The organism is Variovorax sp. UMC13 (genome assembly GCF_014170375.1).
Classification (GTDB): domain Bacteria; phylum Pseudomonadota; class Gammaproteobacteria; order Burkholderiales; family Burkholderiaceae_C; genus Variovorax.
This window is the reverse complement of sequence record NZ_LZZW01000002.1, coordinates 67,862-84,039: the sequence shown is the minus strand read 5'-3', so window position 1 is coordinate 84,039 and position 16,178 is coordinate 67,862. Positions and strand designations below refer to the sequence as shown.

Here is a 16,178-nt window from a genome sequence, read left to right as displayed (position 1 = left end):
AAAGTCATTTAACCCTCGTTTCAGGACATCATGCGCCGCATCGCCATCGTCGTCTTCCCGGGCTTCCAGGTGCTCGACCTGGTGGTGGTGTCGGTGTTCGAGCTGGCCAACCAGCAGCTGGCGCGCCCGGCCTACGAGGTGGGCGTGGTGTCGGAGCACGGCGGCGCGGTGCTCAGTTCCTCGGGCGTGCGCGTCGAGAGCGCGCCCTTCGGCCGCGCCCGTTTCGACACCGTGATGGTCACAGGCGCGATGACGCCCGAGCCCTCTTCGCCCGGCCTGCTGGCCTTCCTGCAGCGCGCGCTGGCCTCGTCGCGCCGGCTGGCGAGCATCTGCACCGGCGCCTTCATCCTGGCCGAGGCCGGCGTGCTCGACGGCCGCCGCGCGACCACCCACTGGCATTTCGCGCAGGCGCTGCAGCGCGCGCATCCGGCCATCCACCTCGAGCCCGACCGGATCTTCGTCAACGACGGCTCGGTCTGGACCTCGGCCGGCATGACGGCCTGCATCGACCTCTCGCTCGCGCTGGTCGAGGAGGACCTGGGGGTGGAGGTGGCGCGCGCGGTGGCGCGCAAGATGGTGGTCTACCACCGGCGCACCGGCGGGCAGTCGCAGTTCTCGGCGCTGCTGGACATGGCACCGGCTTCGGACCGCATCCAGACCGCGCTGGCCTATGCGAAGAAGAACCTGCGCCAGCGGCTGTCGGTCGACGACCTGGCGGCCGCGGCCAACCTGAGCCCGCGCCAGTTCAGCCGCGCCTTCACCTCGGAGACCGGCCAGTCGCCCGCACGCGCGGTCGAGAAGCTGCGCGTCGAGGCCGCGCGCGAACTGCTGGAAGAAGGCCGGCACCCGATCGAATCGGTGGCCGCGATGGCCGGCTTCGGCGACCCGGAGCGCATGCGCCGGGCCTTCCTGCGCACCATGGGGCAGCCGCCGCAGGCCGTGCGGCGCACGGCCCGGCAGCACGCCGCCGCCTGAAGGTTCAGCCCGCCAGGTTGGCGCGCATGGTGGAGATCACGCCGGCGTAGTCCTTGGCGTTGAAGATCGCGCTGCCGGCCACGAAGGTGTCGGCGCCGGCCGCGGCCACGCGCGCGATGTTCTCGGCCTTGATGCCGCCATCGACCTCGAGCCGGATGTCGCGCCCGCTCTGCTCGATGCGCTTGCGCGCCAGCTCGATCTTGCGCAGCGCCGAATCGATGAAGCTCTGGCCGCCGAAGCCGGGGTTCACGCTCATGATCAGGATCAGGTCGATGTCGTCGATCGCCCAGTCGAGCGCCTCGAGGCCGGCGCCGGGGTTGAACACCAGGCCCGGCTTGCAGCCCGCGGCGCGGATCGCCTGGATGCTGCGGTGCACGTGGGGCGAGGCATCGGGGTGGAAGCTGATGTAGTCGGCGCCCGCCTGCGCAAAGGCCGCGGCCAGCGCGTCGACCGGCTGGATCATCAGGTGCACGTCGATGGGCACGGGCGTGCCGTCGGGCTTCTTGGCGTGCGGCTTGAGGGCCTGGCACACCATCGGTCCGAAGGTGAGGTTGGGGACGTAGTGGTTGTCCATCACGTCGAAATGGATCCAGTCGGCGCCGGCAGCGATCACGTCGGTCACTTCGGCACCCAGGCGGGCGAAGTCGGCGGACAGGATCGAGGGCGCGATGCGGTAGGTGGGGCTGCTCATGCTCCGGATTGTCGCAGCGTGCCGCCGGAGCCAACAGTTACCATTCCCGCATGTCCCAGTCCCCCATGAGCGTCCAGGTCGATCCGCGCTACCTCCCCGAGCAATCCTCGCCGGACGACCACGTCTACACCTTCTCCTACACCATCACCGTGACCAACGTCGGCAAGGTCGCGGCCCAGCTGATCGCGCGCCACTGGCTGATCAACGACACCTCGGGCCATGCCCAGGAGGTCAAGGGCCTGGGCGTGATCGGCCAGCAGCCGCTGCTGGCGCCCGGCGAATCCTTCCGCTACACCAGCGGCTGTCGGCTGCAGGCCGCCAGCGGCACCATGCACGGCAGCTTCTTCGTGGTGGACGAGCACGGCGGGCGCCACGACGTGCCGGTGCCGCTGTTCCTGCTCGAAGCCAACACCGACGGCGCGCCCGCGGCGCGCGTGCTGCACTAGCCCCGGCGCCCCGTTTCCAGGATGCGCGCCCAGAGCGATCTGTCGACGCTGCTCGCCCGACTCGATCCGGCGGCGGGCGTGGCCGAGCGCCACATCTGGCTGATCGACCTGTTCGACTGGCTGCGCGGCGAGCGCGGCACGCCCCAGGCCGCCGCGGCGCGCGTGCGGCTGCTGCTCGACGCGGTGGACAACCGGCCCGCGCTGCGCGAACGCGTGCGCGCCTGGTGGACCGCCTTCACGCGCGACGTGGACCTCACGGCCCTGCTGGCCGACCACGGCTTCGCGCCGCGCACCGCCTTCCTCAGCGAACTCAGCGAGCGCCTGCGCCGCAAGCTGCTGCCCGGCACGCCCGAGACCACCGACGCCTCGGAACTGTTCCGCATGGTGCTGCCGGGCGACTTCGACGCGCGCTGGATCGCGCTGCTCGACGAGGCCACGCTGACCCGCGTGGGCGAACTGCTGGCCGATGCGCCGGACGCACCGGTGGATGAAGACATCCCGCGCTGGCGCCACACCGTGATGGATGCCATCACCTACTGCAGCAGCCAGGTGGTGGCCGCCGGTTTCTCGCCCGAACTGCGGCTGCGCATGAGCGACCCGGTGCGCCAGTCGCGCCCCTTCCACACGCTGATGTCCAGCCTGGACGATCTGCGCGACGAGATGTTCCGCAAGCCGCGCGACGAGGCCGCGCTGCAGGCCGCCTACCTTGCCTTTCGCGACCGGCTCGACGCCTGCCGGCTGGGCGCCTCCTCGGTCTACACGCATCTCGAGGACCACGGCATCTCAGTGGGCCTGGTGTTCCGGTTGCGCCAATTGCGCGAGCGCGTGCTGCGCATCCGCGAGCTGCTGGACTGCCTGATGACCCCGGCGCCGCAGGCCAGCGTGGCACGCCTGGTCGGCAAGCTGGTCACGGCCGGCGGCGAGCGCAGCAGCATCCGCGCGCTGATCGCCTCCAACTCCTCGATGCTCGCGGCCAAGGTCACCGAGCGCAGCGCCGAGGCCGGCGAGCACTACATCACGCGCGACCGCGGCGCCTACGCGCAGATGGTGCGCAAGGCCGCGGGCGGCGGCGCGCTGACCTCGGTCACGGTGCTGCTCAAGTTCGCCATCCTGGCGCTGGGGCTCTCGGCCTTCTGGGGCGGGCTCGCCTCCGGCCTGATGTATGCGGCCAGCTTCGTCGCGATCCAGCTGCTGCACCTGACGCTGGCCACCAAGCAGCCCGCGATGACCGCACCGGCCATGGCCGCCAAGCTGCGCGACCTGAAATCCGAGGGCGCGGTCGATGCCTTCGTCGACGAGGTCACGCACCTGGTGCGCTCGCAGGTGGCGGCAGTGCTGGGCAACGTGCTGATCGTGGTGCCGGTGGTGCTGACGATCGTGGTGGCGGCGCAGCAGCTGCTGGGCGCGGCGCCGCTGGACGCGGTGCATGCGCTCGGTGTGCTGCATGGCCTGTCGCTCGCGGGGCCGACCGCGCTCTATGCGGCCTTCACCGGGCTGCTGCTGTTCGCGTCCAGCATCGTGGCCGGCTGGACCGAAAACGCCTTTGTCCTGCATCGCCTGGACTCGGCGATGCGTTACAACCCCCGCATCGGCGCCTTCCTCGGTGCCGCCCGTGCCCGCCGCTGGGCCGACTTCATGCGCACACACATCTCCGGTTTCGCTTCCAACATCTCGCTGGGCCTCATGCTGGGCCTGGTGCCGGCGTTCGCGGCCTTCTTCGGCGTGGGGCTGGACGTGCGCCACGTCACGCTCTCGGCCGGCCAGATCGCGGCCGCGGCCGGCGCGCTCGGCCCGGCCGCGCTGCAGCTGCCCGCGCTGTGGTGGGCCGTGGCGGCCGTGCCGCTGATCGGCGCGCTCAACGTGAGCGTGAGCTTCTACTTCGCCTTCCGCCTCGCGCTGCGGGCCCACAGCGTGAACGCCGTCGACCGCGCGCGCATCCGTTCCGCGATCTGGGCCCGCTGGCGCAGCCGGCCCGCCAGCTTCTTCGTGCCTGCCCGATGACCTCTTTCATTCCCGCCGATCTCCTGGGCTTCTGGGCCGAATGGGTGCGCCCTTCGGCCGGCCTGCCGACCGTGCTGTGGTCGCTGTTGATCGCCGCGGCCGCGGCCTCCGGCCACCTGGTGCAACGCTACATGGGCCTGCCCAAGGTGGTGGGCTACGCCATCGTCGGCACGCTGGTCGGCCTGGCCGGCTTCGAGGGCGCGGTCTGGCCGCTGCAGGGCATCAGCCTGTTTCTGCTCGAGCTGGGCGTGGCCATCGTGCTATTCGAGGCCGGCGGCCGGCTGCCGCTGCGCTGGTTCCGTCACAACCCGATGCTGCTGCTGCAGAGCCTGCTCGAATCAGCCCTGACCTACTTCGGCGTGTTCTGGACCCTGCAATGGCTGGGCGTGCCCGAGCCGGTGGCCAACCCGGTGGCGCTGATCGCCATCGTCGCCTCGCCGGCCGTGCTGAGCCGGGTGGTGATGGACACCGGCGCCTCGGGCCCGGTGACCGAGCGCGCGCTCACGCTGGCCACGCTCAACACCTTCTATGCGCTGGCCCTGGGCTATGCGCAGGCCGGCCTGCTCGAGCGCGGCCCGGCCGGCCTGATCAGCAAGCTCTACCCGGTGCTGGTGGTGCTGGGCGTGTCCTTCGTGGTGGGCGCGGTGCTGGCCCTGGCCATGCGCTCGGCGCTGCGGGTCATGAGCCCGACCAGCGAGAACACCTCGATCCTGCTGCTCGCGCTGATCGGCGCGGGCGCCGCGCTGGCCGCCCACTTCGGCGGCGCCGCACCGCTGGCTGCGCTGATCGGCGGCATCCTGCTCAAGCAGCTCAATCCCAAGCCCTGGGCCTGGCCGCGCCAGCTGGGCACCGCGGCCTCGCTGCTGACCATGCTGATGTTCGTGCTGGTGTCGATCGTGGCCGCGCAGGGCGACTGGAGCATGCCGGTGGCCAGCCTGGTGCTGGCCGTGATCGGCGTGCGCCTGGTGGCCAAGATCGCCGGCGTGGCGATCGCCAACAAGGGCAGCGGCACCAGCTGGAAGCAGGCCTTCTGGGTCGGCTGCGCGATGTCGCCGCTGTCGTCGATCGCGCTGCTGATCGCTTCGAATTTTGCCAGCGCCTCGCCGCTGCTGGGCGCGATGATCACGCAGATCACGCTGCCCGCGATCCTGCTGATGGAGGTGCTGGGCGCGGTGCTCGCCACCGTGGCCGTGCATGCCTCGGGCGAGAGCCACCGGCCCTGGGCGCCCGAAGCCTTCACCCGCCCCGAGGAACGCGACACGAGGGACACCCAACGATGAGCACGCAAACCCCTTCGTCCGGTGCGGCGCCGTCGCTGCCGGCCGACCGCAGCGTCAAGCTCGAGCGCTTCAACAAGTCCGTGGCGCTGTCGCTGGGCGTGGAGCTCGAGCTGCAGCTGGTCAACACCAACGACTACGACCTCGCGCCCTATGCCGAGGACATGCTGCGCCTGATGGCGCAGACCCCGCTGCCCGGCAGCGTGGTGCCAGAGATGACCTCGAGCATGATCGAGATCTCGACCGACATCTGCCATTCGGCGCAGGACGTGATCGACCAGCTCACGCCGATCCGCGACGCGCTGGTGAAGAACGCCGACAAGCTCAACATCGCGGTGCTGGGCGGCGGCACCCATGCCTTCCAGCAGTGGCACGAGCAGCGCATCTACGACAAGCCGCGCTTTCGCGAGCTGTCGGAGCTCTACGGCTACCTGAGCAAGCAGTTCACCATCTTCGGCCAGCATGTGCACATCGGCTGCCCCGATGCCGACGCCGCGCTGCTGATGCTGCACCGCATGTCGCGCTACATCCCGCACTTCATCGCGCTGTCGGCCTCCTCGCCCTATGTGCAGGGGCAGGACACGCAGTTCGACTCGGCCCGGCTCAACTCGGTGTTCGCCTTCCCGCTCTCGGGCCGCGCGCCCTTCACCCTGTCCTGGAAAGAGTTCGAGAACTACTTCGAGCGCATGACCCGCACCGGCGTGGTCCGCAGCATGAAGGACTTCTACTGGGACATCCGGCCCAAGCCCGAGTTCGGCACCATCGAGATCCGCGTGTTCGACACGCCGCTGACGGTCGAGCGCGCGGCCGCGCTGGCGGGCTACGTGCAGTCGCTGGGCGCCTGGTTCCTGCAGGAACAGCCCTTCACGCCGACCGAGGACGACTACCTGGTCTACACCTACAACCGCTTCCAGGCCTGCCGCTTCGGGCTCGACGCGGTGTATGTCGACCCGGCCACCGGCCAGCACATGCCGCTGCGCGAGCACATCCTGATGACCATGACGCAGCTCGAATGGCACAGCGAGGCGATCAACGCGAGCCGCTCGATCGCGCAGCTGCGCACCGACGTCGAGGCCGGCCAGAACGACGCCCGCTGGCTGCGCGAGAAGCAGTCGAAGGAAAAGCTCTTGGCCGAGGTGGTGCGCCAGGCCGCGCTGCGTTTTCGCAACCCGCCGAAGTGGCCATGATGGGCGAGTTCGACCTGATCGCGCGCTACTTCACGCGCCCAGCACAGGGCCGCGCGGCCACCGGCGCGGCCGGCGCCGTGGTGCTCGGCGTGGGCGACGACTGCGCGCTGCTGCAGCCCGCGCCCGGCATGCAGCTGGCCGTGTCGACCGACATGCTGGTCGAGGGCCGGCACTTCCTTTCCACCGTCGACCCGGTGCGGCTGGGCCACAAGTCGCTGGCCGTGAACCTCAGCGACCTGGCGGCCTGCGGCGCGCGGCCGCTGGCCTTCACGCTGGCGCTGTCGCTGCCCTCGGTCGACGAGGGCTGGCTCGACGGCTTCTCGCGCGGCCTGTTCGCGCTGGCCGACGAACACGGCTGCGCGCTGGTGGGCGGCGACACCACACGCGGCCCGCTCAACATCTGCATCACGGTCTTCGGCGAGGTGCCGCAGGGCGGCGCGCTGCTGCGCTCGGGCGCCAAGGCCGGCGACGACCTCTGGGTCAGCGGCACGCTGGGCGATGCGCGGCTGGCGCTCGAAGTCTTCCGCGGCACGCTTGAACTGCCGGCCGAGCTGTTCGCGCTGGCGCGCGCGCGCATGGAAACGCCCGCGCCCCGCGTGGCGCTGGGCCAGGCGCTGCGCGGCATCGCGAGCGCGGCGGCCGACGTGAGCGACGGCCTGCTGGGCGACCTGTCGCACATCCTTCGCGCCAGCGGCGTGGGCGCGGTGGTCGATGCCGACGCCGCGGCCGGCTGCATCGCGGCCCGGGCCCATCCGGCCTTCGACCTCGGCGACGAACTGCAGCGCCTGTGCGCGCTCTCGGGCGGCGACGATTACGAGCTGGTCTTCACCGCGCCGGCCACGGCGCGCGAGGCCGTGGCCCAGGCCGGCCGCGCGAGCGCCACCGCGGTGACGCGCATCGGCCGCATCGAGGCCGCGCCCGGCGTGCGCATCGTCGACGCGGCGCGTGCGCCGGTCGAACAGCGCTTCACTTCATTCGATCACTTCGTGTGAGCTGTTGAAGCAGGCGGCTGCAGGCGCTTGAGCCGCACCGCGAGCTCGCGTTCCAGCTGGCGCTCGCCCTGCCGTTGCGCGGCGTCCAGCGCCTGCGCGAAGGCCTCGGCGGCCACCGCGGGCTCGCCCTGTTCCAACGCGATCAGCCCGCGCAGGCGGCCCGCAGCCGCGAAGCCCGGCTGGTGCCGCAGCGCCTCCTCGACATGGCCGCGCGCGCGTTCGAGTTCGCCGCGCCGGTGGTAGGCCAGCGCCAGGCCCATGCGCAGCAGCGCGTTGTCGGTGCCCTTGGCCAACAGCTTTTCGAGCGCCTCCGGCACCGGCCCGCCGGCCGTCATGCGGCCCCACCGAAGTGCAGCACACCGAAGGCCGCGAGGATCCACAGCAGCAGCAGGAAGTGCGTCTGCTGCAGCGCCTCCTGCCGGATCCAGTAGGCCGTCGCGAGGCCGCCCAGCAGCATCGCCAGCACCGCGGCCGAGAGGGCCGCCAGGCCCAGGTCGAACCAGGGCAGTGCCGGCACGCGCGTGCCGTGCGCGGCCCACAGCACGCAGCCGGTCCAGAGCGCGGCCGCCGCGACGCACTGCAGCAGCACAACGCCGACCAGGCCCAGCCGGTGCAGCGCCGGCGAGCGGATCGCGCGGCGGCGCAGCGGCGTGTCGACGGCCGGGGCCTCGGCCAGCGGCGCCATCGACAGCGTGCGGCCGACCGCAGCCGCCGCGCCCCGGAAATCCTGGACGTTGTTGAGCACCGCGAGGCTGGCCCAGAGCGCGAGCCCCAGCGCCTGCGTGGCGGCGAACAGCGCGGCGGTGTCGACACTCATGCGGTGCCCCGCGTCGCGCGCCGGGCCAGCAGGGCGGCCGCCAGCGGCGCCAGCGCGAAGCTGGCGAACAACCACAGCGCCGCCGACTGCGCGCCGGCCACGCCGCCGGGCGCGCTGAGCCCGGCCGCATTGGCCACCAGGCCCGCGACGGCCGCGCCCACCGCCATGCCGTAGAGCTGCACCGTGGTGATCGAGGCCGAGGCAATGCCCTCCTCGCCCTGGGGGGCCAGCGCCATCACGCGCGTCAGCAGGTGCGGCCAGCCGATGCCCACGCCCAGGCCGACCGCGCTGAGCGCCAGCGCCATCAGCGCCAGCGTCGGGCCGGCCGCCAGCGCGCCGCTGGTGGGCACGGCCCAGGCCAGCACGCCCAGGCCCAGCGCCGACAGCACCGGCCCGAGGCGCAGCAGGCGGTCGGCGGCCGCGCCCTGGCGCCCCGACGAACCCAGCGAGCCCACGCTCCAGCCCGCCGCCATCGCGGCCGTGAGGTAGCCCGCGGCCAGCGGGCTGTGGCCCTGCAGCAGCTGCAGGAAGTAGGGCACGAAGATCTCGGTGGTGGTGCCGACCAGCAGCAGCGCGATGGCCGCGTAGATCGCGCCCAGCGGCCGGCCCAGCGCATAGGCGCCGGTGGGCAGCAGGCGCACCGTGGCGCGCCGGTCCCAGCGGCTGGCCAGCCAGCCCAGCGCCAGGCCGACCGTCACCGCGACGGCCTGCGCCGCCAGCGAGTCCAGCAGCCCACCCGCGGCGATCGCCAGCACCGACAGCGCCAGCAGCGCGATCTGCGGCGCCGGCACGCGCGGCATGGTGGCGGGCCGCTGGTGCTGCACGCCGGCCCGCGGCGACAGCTGCCAGCTCACCAACAGGCCCTGCAGCACGGCCAGCGGCAGCAACGCCCAGAAGGCCCAGCGCCAGTGGCCGGCCTGGGCGAACAGGCCGCCCACCGCCGGGCCGCACAGGGTCGCGACGCCCCACATGCCCGAGACCAGCGCCACCGCGCGCGGCCACAGCCGCGGCTCGAAGACCCGGCCGATCAGCGCGTAGCTCAACGCCGCCAGGATGCCACCGCCCAGGCCCTGGACGGTGCGGCCGGCCAACAGCCAGGGCATGGACATCGCCATGGCGCAACCCGCCGAGCCCGCGGCGAACACCGCCAGCGCGGCCAGGCAGGCGCCGCGCGGGCCCAGCGCGGCCAGCAGGCGCACCGACAGGGCCGCGCCGACGATCGAGCCGACCACGAACAGCGTGGTGCTCCAGGCGTACCAGTCGAGGCCGCCGATCTCGCGCACCACCGAGGGCAGCACGGTGGTCACGATGTGCACGTTGACGGCATGCAGCGCGACGCCGCCGGTCAGCGCCAGCGCGCGCCAGCCGTTGCGGCCGGTGAAGAGTTCGGACCAGCCGGCGGTGATGTCGGGGGCGGAAGACGAAGGCGCGGCATCCACCGCGGAGGCTTGTGAGCTCATGTGTCGTGGCCAGCCAGAGCCGGCGTTATTATCCAAGTCAGGTCTTGGATATTAGACTTGCCCAGACGATTAAACAAGTAAATACTTGCATAAATGGAAGCCGACCCCGCCGCCACCGCCGACCGCCTGCTGTTCGCGCTGAAGACGCACGGCCCGCGCGCGACCGCCGCCCTCGCCGCCGAACTGGCGATCACCGGCGAGGCCGCGCGCCAGCAACTGCAGAAGCTGCAGGCCGCCGGGCTGGTCGAGGCCCGGTTGCAGCCGCAGGCCGGCGCCGGCCGCCCGCGCAGCCACTGGGCGCTCACGGCCGCGGGCCATGCCCGCTTTCCGGACGCGCATGCGCAGCTCACGGTGCAACTGCTGGCCACGGTGCGCGAGGTCTTCGGCGAGCCCGGGCTCGAGCGCCTGATCGCCGCCCGCGAGCAGGCCACGCGCACCGCCTACCTGCAGGCCTGCGAGGGCATCGAGGCGCTCGAGCCCCGGCTGCGCCGGCTGGCCGCGCTGCGCGACGGCGAGGGCTACATGGCGCGCGTCGAACGCGAGGGCGCCGACTGGCTGCTGATCGAGGACCACTGCCCGATCTGCGCCGCCGCCAGCAGCTGCCTGGGCTTCTGCCGCTCCGAGCTCGAGGTGTTCCGCGAGGTCGCGGGGCCGCGCGGCGCGCTGCGGCGCGAGGAGCACCTGATCGCGGGTGCGCGGCGCTGCGTCTACCGCATCACGCCGATCACGCCGATCACGCCGATCGCACCGGTCGAGGCGCAGCCGGCGCCCAAGATGCGCGACACTGCGGGGTGATGTCCACCGCACCCGAATCCGGCGCCATGCCGACCCCCTTCCCCGCCCCGCCCGCCACCGCGCCGGTCCGCGCGAGCTTCCGTTTCATGCTCTCGCACCCCGCGCACGTCATCGCGCTGGGCTTCGGCTCGGGCCTGCCCCGCTGGGCGCCGGGCACCGTGGGCACACTTTGGGCCTGGGTCGCCTTCCTCGTGATGCAGCTCTGGCTCTCGCCCGCCACCATCGGCTGGGTGATCCTGGCCTCGCTGCCGATCGGCTGGTGGGCCTGCACCGTGACCGCGCGCCACATGAACGTGGCCGACCCAAGCGCGGTGGTGTGGGACGAGGTGGTGGCCTTCTGGCTGATCCTCTGGCTGGTCACGCCGGCCGGCTTCTGGGGCCAGTTCGCGGCCTTCGCGCTGTTCCGCGTGTTCGACGCCGTCAAGCGCGGCCCGGTGGGCTGGGCCGACGCGCTGTGCAAGCAGAAGAACGCCACGCCCCAGACCATGCGCTGGAGCCTGGCCGGCTTCGGCATCATCTTCGACGACCTGGTGGCCGCCTTCTGCACGCTGGTGGTGATCGCGCTGTGGCGCGCCTGGTGACCCGGGTCACGCGCGCATTGCATACTCGCCGCCCATGAACGACGCCTATTCCACCCTGCCCGCCCTGGCCGCCGAAGTCGCCGCACTGCTGCAGCGCCGCGGCTGGATGCTGGCCACGGCCGAGAGCTGCACCGGCGGACTCATCGCCGCGGCGTGTACCGAACTCTCCGGCTCCAGCGTCTGGTTCGAGCGTGGCTTCGTCACCTATTCCAACGCCGCCAAGCACGAATCGATCGGCGTCGACACGGCGCTGATCGAAGCGCACGGCGCGGTCAGCGAACCCGTGGTGCGCGCGATGGCCGCAGGCGCGGTCGCGCATGCGCACGCCCAGGTGTCGCTGGCCGTCACCGGCGTGGCCGGCCCGACCGGCGGCACGCCCGACAAGCCGGTGGGCACCGTGTGGTTCGGCTGGTCGGTCGACGGCGTGCTGCGCAGCGAGCGCCGCCGCTTCGACGGCGACCGCGCCGCCGTGCGCGCCGCCACCGCCCACCATGCCCTGCAGACGCTGGCCCTGCTCCTGGCCGACGCCCCTCCTCCCGCACCATGACCACCACACCCGAACAGACGATCCGCCGCTTCTACGACGCCTTCGCCCAGCTCGACGCCGACACCATGGCCGCCTGCTATGCGCCCGACGCCACCTTCAAGGACGAAGTGTTCGACCTGCGCGGCACGCGCGAGATCAGCGGCATGTGGAAGCTGCTGTGCAGCGGCACCAAGGCCAAGGGCGCGCACGTCTGGAAGCTCAGCTACCGCGACGTGAAGGCCGACGCCACCAAGGGCCAGGCCCACTGGGACGCGCACTACCTGTTCAGCGCCACCGGCCGCACCGTGGACAACGCCATCGATGCGCGCTTCACCTTCACGCCCGAAGGCCTGATCGCGACGCATCGCGACAGCTTCCCCTTCTGGACCTGGGCCCGCCAGGCGCTGGGCCTGCCGGGCCTGCTGCTGGGCTGGTCGCCGAGCCTGCGCCGCAAGGTGCGCGGCACCGCGGCCGCCAACCTCAAGGCCTTCCTGGCCCGCCAACCCTGATTTCCTGGAGCCGCATCCCATGGCCGACATCCGCATCACCAACAACGCCGAACGGCACCGCTACGAGGCCTTCGCCGGCGACGCGCTGGCCGGCTACTGCGAATACAACCTGCTGACCGACGCCATCATGTTCACGCACACCGAGGTGCTGCCGGAGAACGAAGGCAAGGGCGTAGGCTCGGCGCTCGCGAAGCACGTGCTCGACGCCGCGCGCAGCGAGGGCAGGCACGTGATCCCGGTGTACCAGTTCATCGCGGGCTACATCCGCAAGCACCGCGACTACGCGGACCTGGTGCGGCCGGACATCCAGCGCGCGTTCAAGATCTGAGCACGGCGAACGAACCGGCCATCGCGGCCGCTTCGTTCGCACGTCGAGCGTGCGCCTCAGGCCCTCAGGCCCCGTGGCACTTCTTGAACTTCTTCCCGCTGCCGCAAGGGCACAGGTCGTTGCGCCCCGGCGTGGCTTCCTTGCGCACCGTCTCGACGCGCGGGCCCATGCTCTTCCAGAGCTGGCGCAGGTCGTAGACGGCCCAGATGGCCTCGCCGAACTCGTCGAGCCGGCGCTGGCTCACGCTGGGCGGGCCGTCCTCGCTGAACATCGAGAGCTCGGGCTTGCCGGTGTCGTCCTCGGTCAGCGCGACGATGGCATGGAGCGCGTCGTCGAGCATGCCCGCGGCTTCCTTGTCGCGCGGCGCGGCCCAGTCCTCGGGCCAGTTCTCGACCGCAAACATGAAGCCCAGCGCATAGACCTGGGCGAAGGAGGGAATCGCCTCGCCGGCCACTTCCTCGCGCTCCTCCTCGGGCAACGAGGCGATGGCGCCGCGGGTGTCGAGCACCTCGGGCTGGTAGCTGCGGTCGTCGTCGAGCGCCTCGACGTCGGCGTCGAGCGCCTGCTCGACCTCGCGCCAGCGGCGTTTCCAGTGCCAGACGAATTCCATCTGCTGCGCGGCGACGAAGCTGTCGCCCAGCAGCACGGGCCAGTACTCCGAGGGCGGGATGGCGCGGCGCGAGCAGACCAGCGCGGCCAGGAAGCCTTCGCAGAATTCCCACTGCGGGATCTCGTCGTCCTTCTCGCGCATCGCGTCGAGCAGGGTGTCGAGCAGGTCGAAATCTTCGGGGCCGAGGGCCTTTTCTGCGCTCGGGGTGACCGAGGTCGCAGGGGTGTCGTCGGAGGGCGGGGAAGCGGGGGTATCGGGTGTCGTGGTCATGAAAAGGCCGGATAGAGCCCTCTATGATGCAGCAGGCTCCCGGAGAGACATCATTTCATCCCCCACGTTTTCCTTCTTTCCAGCCCGTTACAGCGCCTTTGCGCTGTGCGTGGCAGGCCTTGTCGCCAGTGTCGTCGCCGCGGTCCTGCTGCCGCAGGCCTGGACGGCCTGGCTCGCGCTGGCCGTGTTCGCCACGCTCACCGGCGTGGGCGTGCACGACCTGCGCCAGGAGCGGCATGCGATCCTGCGCAACTACCCGGTGATCGGCCACCTGCGCTTCCTGCTGGAATTCATCCGGCCGGAGATGCGCCAGTACTTCATCGAGAGCGACAGCGAAGCCGCGCCCTTCTCGCGCGCACAGCGTTCGCTGGTCTACCAGCGCGCCAAGGGCGAGCCCGACAACCGGCCCTTCGGCACCCAGCTCAACGTCACGCTCTCGGGCTACGAGTGGATCAACCATTCGATGCAGCCCACGCAGCTGGCCGACCACGACTTCCGCATCGTGATCGGTGGCACGCCCAACCCGGCCACGCCCTCGGGCTTCACCTGCACCCAGCCCTACAGCGCCAGCGTGTTCAACATCTCGGCCATGAGCTTCGGCGCGCTGTCGGCCAATGCGATTCTGGCGCTCAACCAGGGCGCCAAGATGGGCGGCTTCGCGCACGACACCGGCGAGGGCTCGATCTCGCAGCACCACCGGGTGCACGGCGGCGACCTGATCTGGGAGATCGGCTCGGGCTACTTCGGCTGCCGCAACGACGACGGCAGCTTCAGCGAGGAGCGCTTCATCGTCAACGCGCGCGACCCGCAGGTGAAGATGATCGAGATCAAGCTGAGCCAGGGCGCCAAGCCCGGCCACGGCGGCGTGCTGCCGGCCCCCAAGGTCACGGCCGAGATCGCGGCCGCGCGCGGCGTGCCGATCGGCGTCGACTGCATCTCGCCCTCCTCGCACGGCGCCTTCTCCACGCCGACCGAGATGATGCATTTCATCGCCCGGCTGCGCGAGCTGTCGGGCGGCAAGCCCACCGGCTTCAAGTTCTGCCTGGGCCACCCGTGGGAGTGGTTCGCGATCGTCAAGGCCATGCTCGAGACCGGCATCACGCCCGACTTCATCGTGGTCGACGGGGCCGAGGGCGGCACCGGTGCGGCCCCGGTGGAGTTCAGCGACCACGTGGGCGCGCCGCTGCAGGAAGGCCTGCTGCTGGTGCACAACACGCTGGTGGGCGTGGGCCTGCGCAGCCGCGTCAAGGTCGGCTGCGCGGGCAAGGTGATCACCGCCTTCGACCTGGCGCGCATGATGGCGCTGGGCGCCGACTGGTGCAACGCAGGCCGCGGCTTCATGCTCGCGCTGGGCTGCATCCAGGCCCAGAGCTGCCACACCGGCCACTGCCCGACCGGCGTGACCACCCAGGACCCGGTGCGCCAGCAGGCGCTGGTGGTGCCGGCCAAGGCCGAGCGGGTGCGCAACTTCCATCGCAGCACGCTGCATGCGCTGCAGGAACTGGTGCAGGCCGCGGGCCTGGACCATCCGCAGCAGATCACCGCCCACCACATCGTGCGCCGCATCTCCGACACCGAGGTCCGCCTGCTGAGCAACCTGGTGATGCAGGTGCAGCCCGGCGCGCTGCTCGGTCCGCTGGACCAGCAGCACACGGTGTTCCGCATGTACTGGCCGCTGGCCAGCGCACAGAGCTTCCAGCCCATGGCCCAGGACATGCCCGAGCCCCAGGACCAGGCCCTCGCCGCATGAACCCCTTGCATCGCGGCCGCGGCAGCACATCGACGCGCGTGCAGATGCGCAAGGGCGCGGCCTCCGCACCGGCCCCGCTCACCGCTCAGGACACGCCACGCGACGGCTACGCCGAATTCCTGCGCAGCACGCTGCCGCGGCAGGCCGACACCGTCGCCAGCCACCGGCTGGGCCAGGAGCGCGTGTGGCTCAAGAAGGCCGGCCCGCGGCACGGCAAGTGGGGCTACCGCGTGATGGCGCTGTTCGCCCACGCGCTGCGGCTGGACATCATCAAACCCGTGCCCAACCCGGGCGGCGAGGCGGCCGTGGCCATCGAGGCCCGGCGCCTGCGCCAACTGGGCGCGGCCGGGCTGCGCGTGCCGGTGGTGCTGGCGCAGGAAGCGGGCGGCCTGCTGCTGTCCGACCTGGGCCAGAGCCATGCCACCGTGACGGTGCAGGAACGCATCGAGCAGGCGGCGGCGGCCGGCCCGGCGGCGCTGCTGGCCGTCTGGCGCGAGGGGCTGGAAGCCATCGCCGCGGTGCATGCGCGCGGCGCCTACCTGAGCCAGGCCTTCGACCGCAACCTGGTGCAGTGTCCCGACGGCGTGATCGGCTACATCGACTTCGAGGACGACCCGGGCGAGACCCTGGACCTGGTCGACTGCCAGGTGCGCGACTGGCTCAGCTACCTGCACTCCACCGCCATGCTGGTGCGCGCCGCCGCGCCGCAGGCCGCGGGCGAGCACTGGCACGCAATGCAGCAGACTGGCGCCAGCGAAGCGGTGCGCCAGCGCATCGCCGAGGCCTCGCGCCGCATGCGCTGGCTGCGCAAACTGCCCGCGAGCCGCCGCTGGGGCCGCGACACGCAGCGCGTACGCGCGCTGGCGCGGCTGCTGGGGCGCTGGTACCCGGACCGGGACTAGGGTCGGTTCACGCCGGGATCGCTCGGACAGCCCGCCGCATACGCCGAACGGGCAGCCTCAA

Annotated in this window: 18 protein-coding genes; 13 read left to right on the top strand and 5 right to left on the bottom strand. The window is 71.7% G+C overall.

Features of this window, described 5'->3' with window-relative positions; translation table 11 throughout:
• The first annotated feature begins 30 nt into the window (after nucleotides 1-30).
• The gene (locus A9977_RS00685) at nucleotides 31-975 is read left to right on the top strand and encodes a GlxA family transcriptional regulator (protein WP_183022934.1); all 945 of its coding nucleotides are present in this window, start codon (nucleotides 31-33) and stop codon (nucleotides 973-975) included.
• 4 nt (nucleotides 976-979) lie between these two features.
• Here A9977_RS00685 and rpe read toward each other — a convergent pair whose 3' ends face one another.
• Nucleotides 980-1,666 carry a ribulose-phosphate 3-epimerase gene (rpe, locus tag A9977_RS00680; RefSeq protein WP_183022933.1) on the bottom strand — a complete coding sequence of 229 codons (687 nt, stop codon included), beginning with the start codon at nucleotides 1,664-1,666 and terminating at the stop codon, nucleotides 980-982.
• Nucleotides 1,667-1,716: 50 nt separating this feature from the next.
• Between rpe and apaG the strand changes: the two genes are divergently transcribed.
• Genes apaG through thiL form a run of 5 tightly spaced genes read left to right on the top strand, consistent with a single transcriptional unit; the run spans nucleotide 1,717 to nucleotide 7,569 of the window.
• Nucleotides 1,717-2,112, top strand: a complete 396-nt coding sequence (gene apaG, locus A9977_RS00675) for a Co2+/Mg2+ efflux protein ApaG (RefSeq protein ID WP_183022932.1) — start codon at nucleotides 1,717-1,719, stop codon at nucleotides 2,110-2,112.
• Between the two features lie 21 nt (nucleotides 2,113-2,133).
• Nucleotides 2,134-4,113: a site-specific recombinase gene (locus tag A9977_RS00670; protein WP_183022931.1), complete on the top strand. Its 1,980-nt coding sequence runs from the start codon at nucleotides 2,134-2,136 to the stop codon at nucleotides 4,111-4,113.
• On the top strand, nucleotides 4,110-5,393 hold the full coding sequence (locus tag A9977_RS00665; RefSeq protein WP_183022930.1) for a cation:proton antiporter: 1,284 nt from the start codon (nucleotides 4,110-4,112) through the stop codon (nucleotides 5,391-5,393). The genes A9977_RS00670 and A9977_RS00665 overlap by 4 nt, the downstream gene beginning before the upstream one ends.
• Nucleotides 5,390-6,577 carry a YbdK family carboxylate-amine ligase gene (locus tag A9977_RS00660; protein WP_183022929.1) on the top strand — a complete coding sequence of 396 codons (1,188 nt, stop codon included), beginning with the start codon at nucleotides 5,390-5,392 and terminating at the stop codon, nucleotides 6,575-6,577. The genes A9977_RS00665 and A9977_RS00660 overlap by 4 nt, the downstream gene beginning before the upstream one ends.
• Entirely contained in the window at nucleotides 6,577-7,569 is a 993-nt protein-coding gene (gene thiL / locus A9977_RS00655; protein WP_183022957.1) for a thiamine-phosphate kinase, read from the top strand. Before A9977_RS00660 ends, thiL begins: the two co-directional genes overlap by 1 nt.
• On the opposite strand, the gene A9977_RS00650 is transcribed toward thiL, so the two are convergent.
• From A9977_RS00650 to A9977_RS00640, 3 genes are read right to left on the bottom strand one after another with little or no spacing between them, the layout of a single operon-like run.
• Nucleotides 7,557-7,904: a lipopolysaccharide assembly protein LapB gene (locus A9977_RS00650; RefSeq protein WP_183022928.1), complete on the bottom strand. Its 348-nt coding sequence runs from the start codon at nucleotides 7,902-7,904 to the stop codon at nucleotides 7,557-7,559. The genes thiL and A9977_RS00650 overlap by 13 nt on opposite strands.
• Nucleotides 7,901-8,386: a DUF2165 family protein gene (locus tag A9977_RS00645; RefSeq protein WP_183022927.1), complete on the bottom strand. Its 486-nt coding sequence runs from the start codon at nucleotides 8,384-8,386 to the stop codon at nucleotides 7,901-7,903. Before A9977_RS00645 ends, A9977_RS00650 begins: the two co-directional genes overlap by 4 nt.
• Nucleotides 8,383-9,846 (bottom strand): MFS transporter, encoded by a 1,464-nt coding sequence (locus tag A9977_RS00640; RefSeq protein WP_183022926.1) that lies wholly within the window; start codon nucleotides 9,844-9,846, stop codon nucleotides 8,383-8,385. The genes A9977_RS00645 and A9977_RS00640 overlap by 4 nt, the downstream gene beginning before the upstream one ends.
• A gap of 93 nt (nucleotides 9,847-9,939) precedes the next feature.
• Here A9977_RS00640 and A9977_RS00635 point away from each other — a divergent pair, with 93 nt between their 5' ends.
• Genes A9977_RS00635 through A9977_RS00615 form a run of 5 tightly spaced genes read left to right on the top strand, consistent with a single transcriptional unit; the run spans nucleotide 9,940 to nucleotide 12,585 of the window.
• Nucleotides 9,940-10,641 carry a metalloregulator ArsR/SmtB family transcription factor gene (locus A9977_RS00635; protein ID WP_183022925.1) on the top strand — a complete coding sequence of 234 codons (702 nt, stop codon included), beginning with the start codon at nucleotides 9,940-9,942 and terminating at the stop codon, nucleotides 10,639-10,641.
• A 26-nt stretch (nucleotides 10,642-10,667) separates the two neighbouring features.
• Entirely contained in the window at nucleotides 10,668-11,222 is a 555-nt protein-coding gene (locus A9977_RS00630) for a phosphatidylglycerophosphatase A (RefSeq protein WP_183022924.1), read from the top strand.
• Between the two features lie 34 nt (nucleotides 11,223-11,256).
• Nucleotides 11,257-11,769: a CinA family protein gene (locus A9977_RS00625; protein WP_183022923.1), complete on the top strand. Its 513-nt coding sequence runs from the start codon at nucleotides 11,257-11,259 to the stop codon at nucleotides 11,767-11,769.
• Nucleotides 11,766-12,257 carry a nuclear transport factor 2 family protein gene (locus tag A9977_RS00620; protein WP_183022922.1) on the top strand — a complete coding sequence of 164 codons (492 nt, stop codon included), beginning with the start codon at nucleotides 11,766-11,768 and terminating at the stop codon, nucleotides 12,255-12,257. Before A9977_RS00625 ends, A9977_RS00620 begins: the two co-directional genes overlap by 4 nt.
• A 19-nt stretch (nucleotides 12,258-12,276) precedes the next feature.
• Nucleotides 12,277-12,585: a GNAT family N-acetyltransferase gene (locus A9977_RS00615; protein ID WP_183022921.1), complete on the top strand. Its 309-nt coding sequence runs from the start codon at nucleotides 12,277-12,279 to the stop codon at nucleotides 12,583-12,585.
• A gap of 64 nt (nucleotides 12,586-12,649) precedes the next feature.
• On the opposite strand, the gene A9977_RS00610 is transcribed toward A9977_RS00615, so the two are convergent.
• On the bottom strand, nucleotides 12,650-13,465 hold the full coding sequence (locus A9977_RS00610; protein WP_183022920.1) for a YecA family protein: 816 nt from the start codon (nucleotides 13,463-13,465) through the stop codon (nucleotides 12,650-12,652).
• Between A9977_RS00610 and A9977_RS00605 the strand changes: the two genes are divergently transcribed.
• Together A9977_RS00605 and A9977_RS00600 are read left to right on the top strand one after the other, a co-directional pair.
• Nucleotides 13,464-15,215: an FMN-binding glutamate synthase family protein gene (locus tag A9977_RS00605; protein ID WP_183022919.1), complete on the top strand. Its 1,752-nt coding sequence runs from the start codon at nucleotides 13,464-13,466 to the stop codon at nucleotides 15,213-15,215. The two genes, A9977_RS00610 and A9977_RS00605, sit on opposite strands and share 2 nt — an antisense overlap.
• Complete coding sequence (locus A9977_RS00600) at nucleotides 15,212-16,117, top strand: hypothetical protein (RefSeq protein WP_183022918.1); 906 nt, start codon at nucleotides 15,212-15,214, stop codon at nucleotides 16,115-16,117. Before A9977_RS00605 ends, A9977_RS00600 begins: the two co-directional genes overlap by 4 nt.
• Nucleotides 16,118-16,178 lie beyond the last annotated feature (61 nt).

Excerpts from the sequence above, each read along its gene's own strand:
- A9977_RS00685 (WP_183022934.1), top strand. The coding sequence starts at position 31 with ATGCGCCGCATCGCCATCGTCGTCTTCCCGGGCTTCCAGGTGCTCGAC.
- rpe (WP_183022933.1), bottom strand. The coding sequence starts at position 1,666 with ATGAGCAGCCCCACCTACCGCATCGCGCCCTCGATCCTGTCCGCCGAC.
- apaG (WP_183022932.1), top strand. The coding sequence starts at position 1,717 with ATGTCCCAGTCCCCCATGAGCGTCCAGGTCGATCCGCGCTACCTCCCC.
- A9977_RS00670 (WP_183022931.1), top strand. The coding sequence starts at position 2,134 with ATGCGCGCCCAGAGCGATCTGTCGACGCTGCTCGCCCGACTCGATCCG.
- A9977_RS00665 (WP_183022930.1), top strand. The coding sequence starts at position 4,110 with ATGACCTCTTTCATTCCCGCCGATCTCCTGGGCTTCTGGGCCGAATGG.
- A9977_RS00660 (WP_183022929.1), top strand. The coding sequence starts at position 5,390 with ATGAGCACGCAAACCCCTTCGTCCGGTGCGGCGCCGTCGCTGCCGGCC.
- thiL (WP_183022957.1), top strand. The coding sequence starts at position 6,577 with ATGGGCGAGTTCGACCTGATCGCGCGCTACTTCACGCGCCCAGCACAG.
- A9977_RS00650 (WP_183022928.1), bottom strand. The coding sequence starts at position 7,904 with ATGACGGCCGGCGGGCCGGTGCCGGAGGCGCTCGAAAAGCTGTTGGCC.
- A9977_RS00645 (WP_183022927.1), bottom strand. The coding sequence starts at position 8,386 with ATGAGTGTCGACACCGCCGCGCTGTTCGCCGCCACGCAGGCGCTGGGG.
- A9977_RS00640 (WP_183022926.1), bottom strand. The coding sequence starts at position 9,846 with ATGAGCTCACAAGCCTCCGCGGTGGATGCCGCGCCTTCGTCTTCCGCC.
- A9977_RS00635 (WP_183022925.1), top strand. The coding sequence starts at position 9,940 with ATGGAAGCCGACCCCGCCGCCACCGCCGACCGCCTGCTGTTCGCGCTG.
- A9977_RS00630 (WP_183022924.1), top strand. The coding sequence starts at position 10,668 with ATGCCGACCCCCTTCCCCGCCCCGCCCGCCACCGCGCCGGTCCGCGCG.
- A9977_RS00625 (WP_183022923.1), top strand. The coding sequence starts at position 11,257 with ATGAACGACGCCTATTCCACCCTGCCCGCCCTGGCCGCCGAAGTCGCC.
- A9977_RS00620 (WP_183022922.1), top strand. The coding sequence starts at position 11,766 with ATGACCACCACACCCGAACAGACGATCCGCCGCTTCTACGACGCCTTC.
- A9977_RS00615 (WP_183022921.1), top strand. The coding sequence starts at position 12,277 with ATGGCCGACATCCGCATCACCAACAACGCCGAACGGCACCGCTACGAG.
- A9977_RS00605 (WP_183022919.1), top strand. The coding sequence starts at position 13,464 with ATGAAAAGGCCGGATAGAGCCCTCTATGATGCAGCAGGCTCCCGGAGA.
- A9977_RS00610 (WP_183022920.1), bottom strand. The coding sequence starts at position 13,465 with ATGACCACGACACCCGATACCCCCGCTTCCCCGCCCTCCGACGACACC.
- A9977_RS00600 (WP_183022918.1), top strand. The coding sequence starts at position 15,212 with ATGAACCCCTTGCATCGCGGCCGCGGCAGCACATCGACGCGCGTGCAG.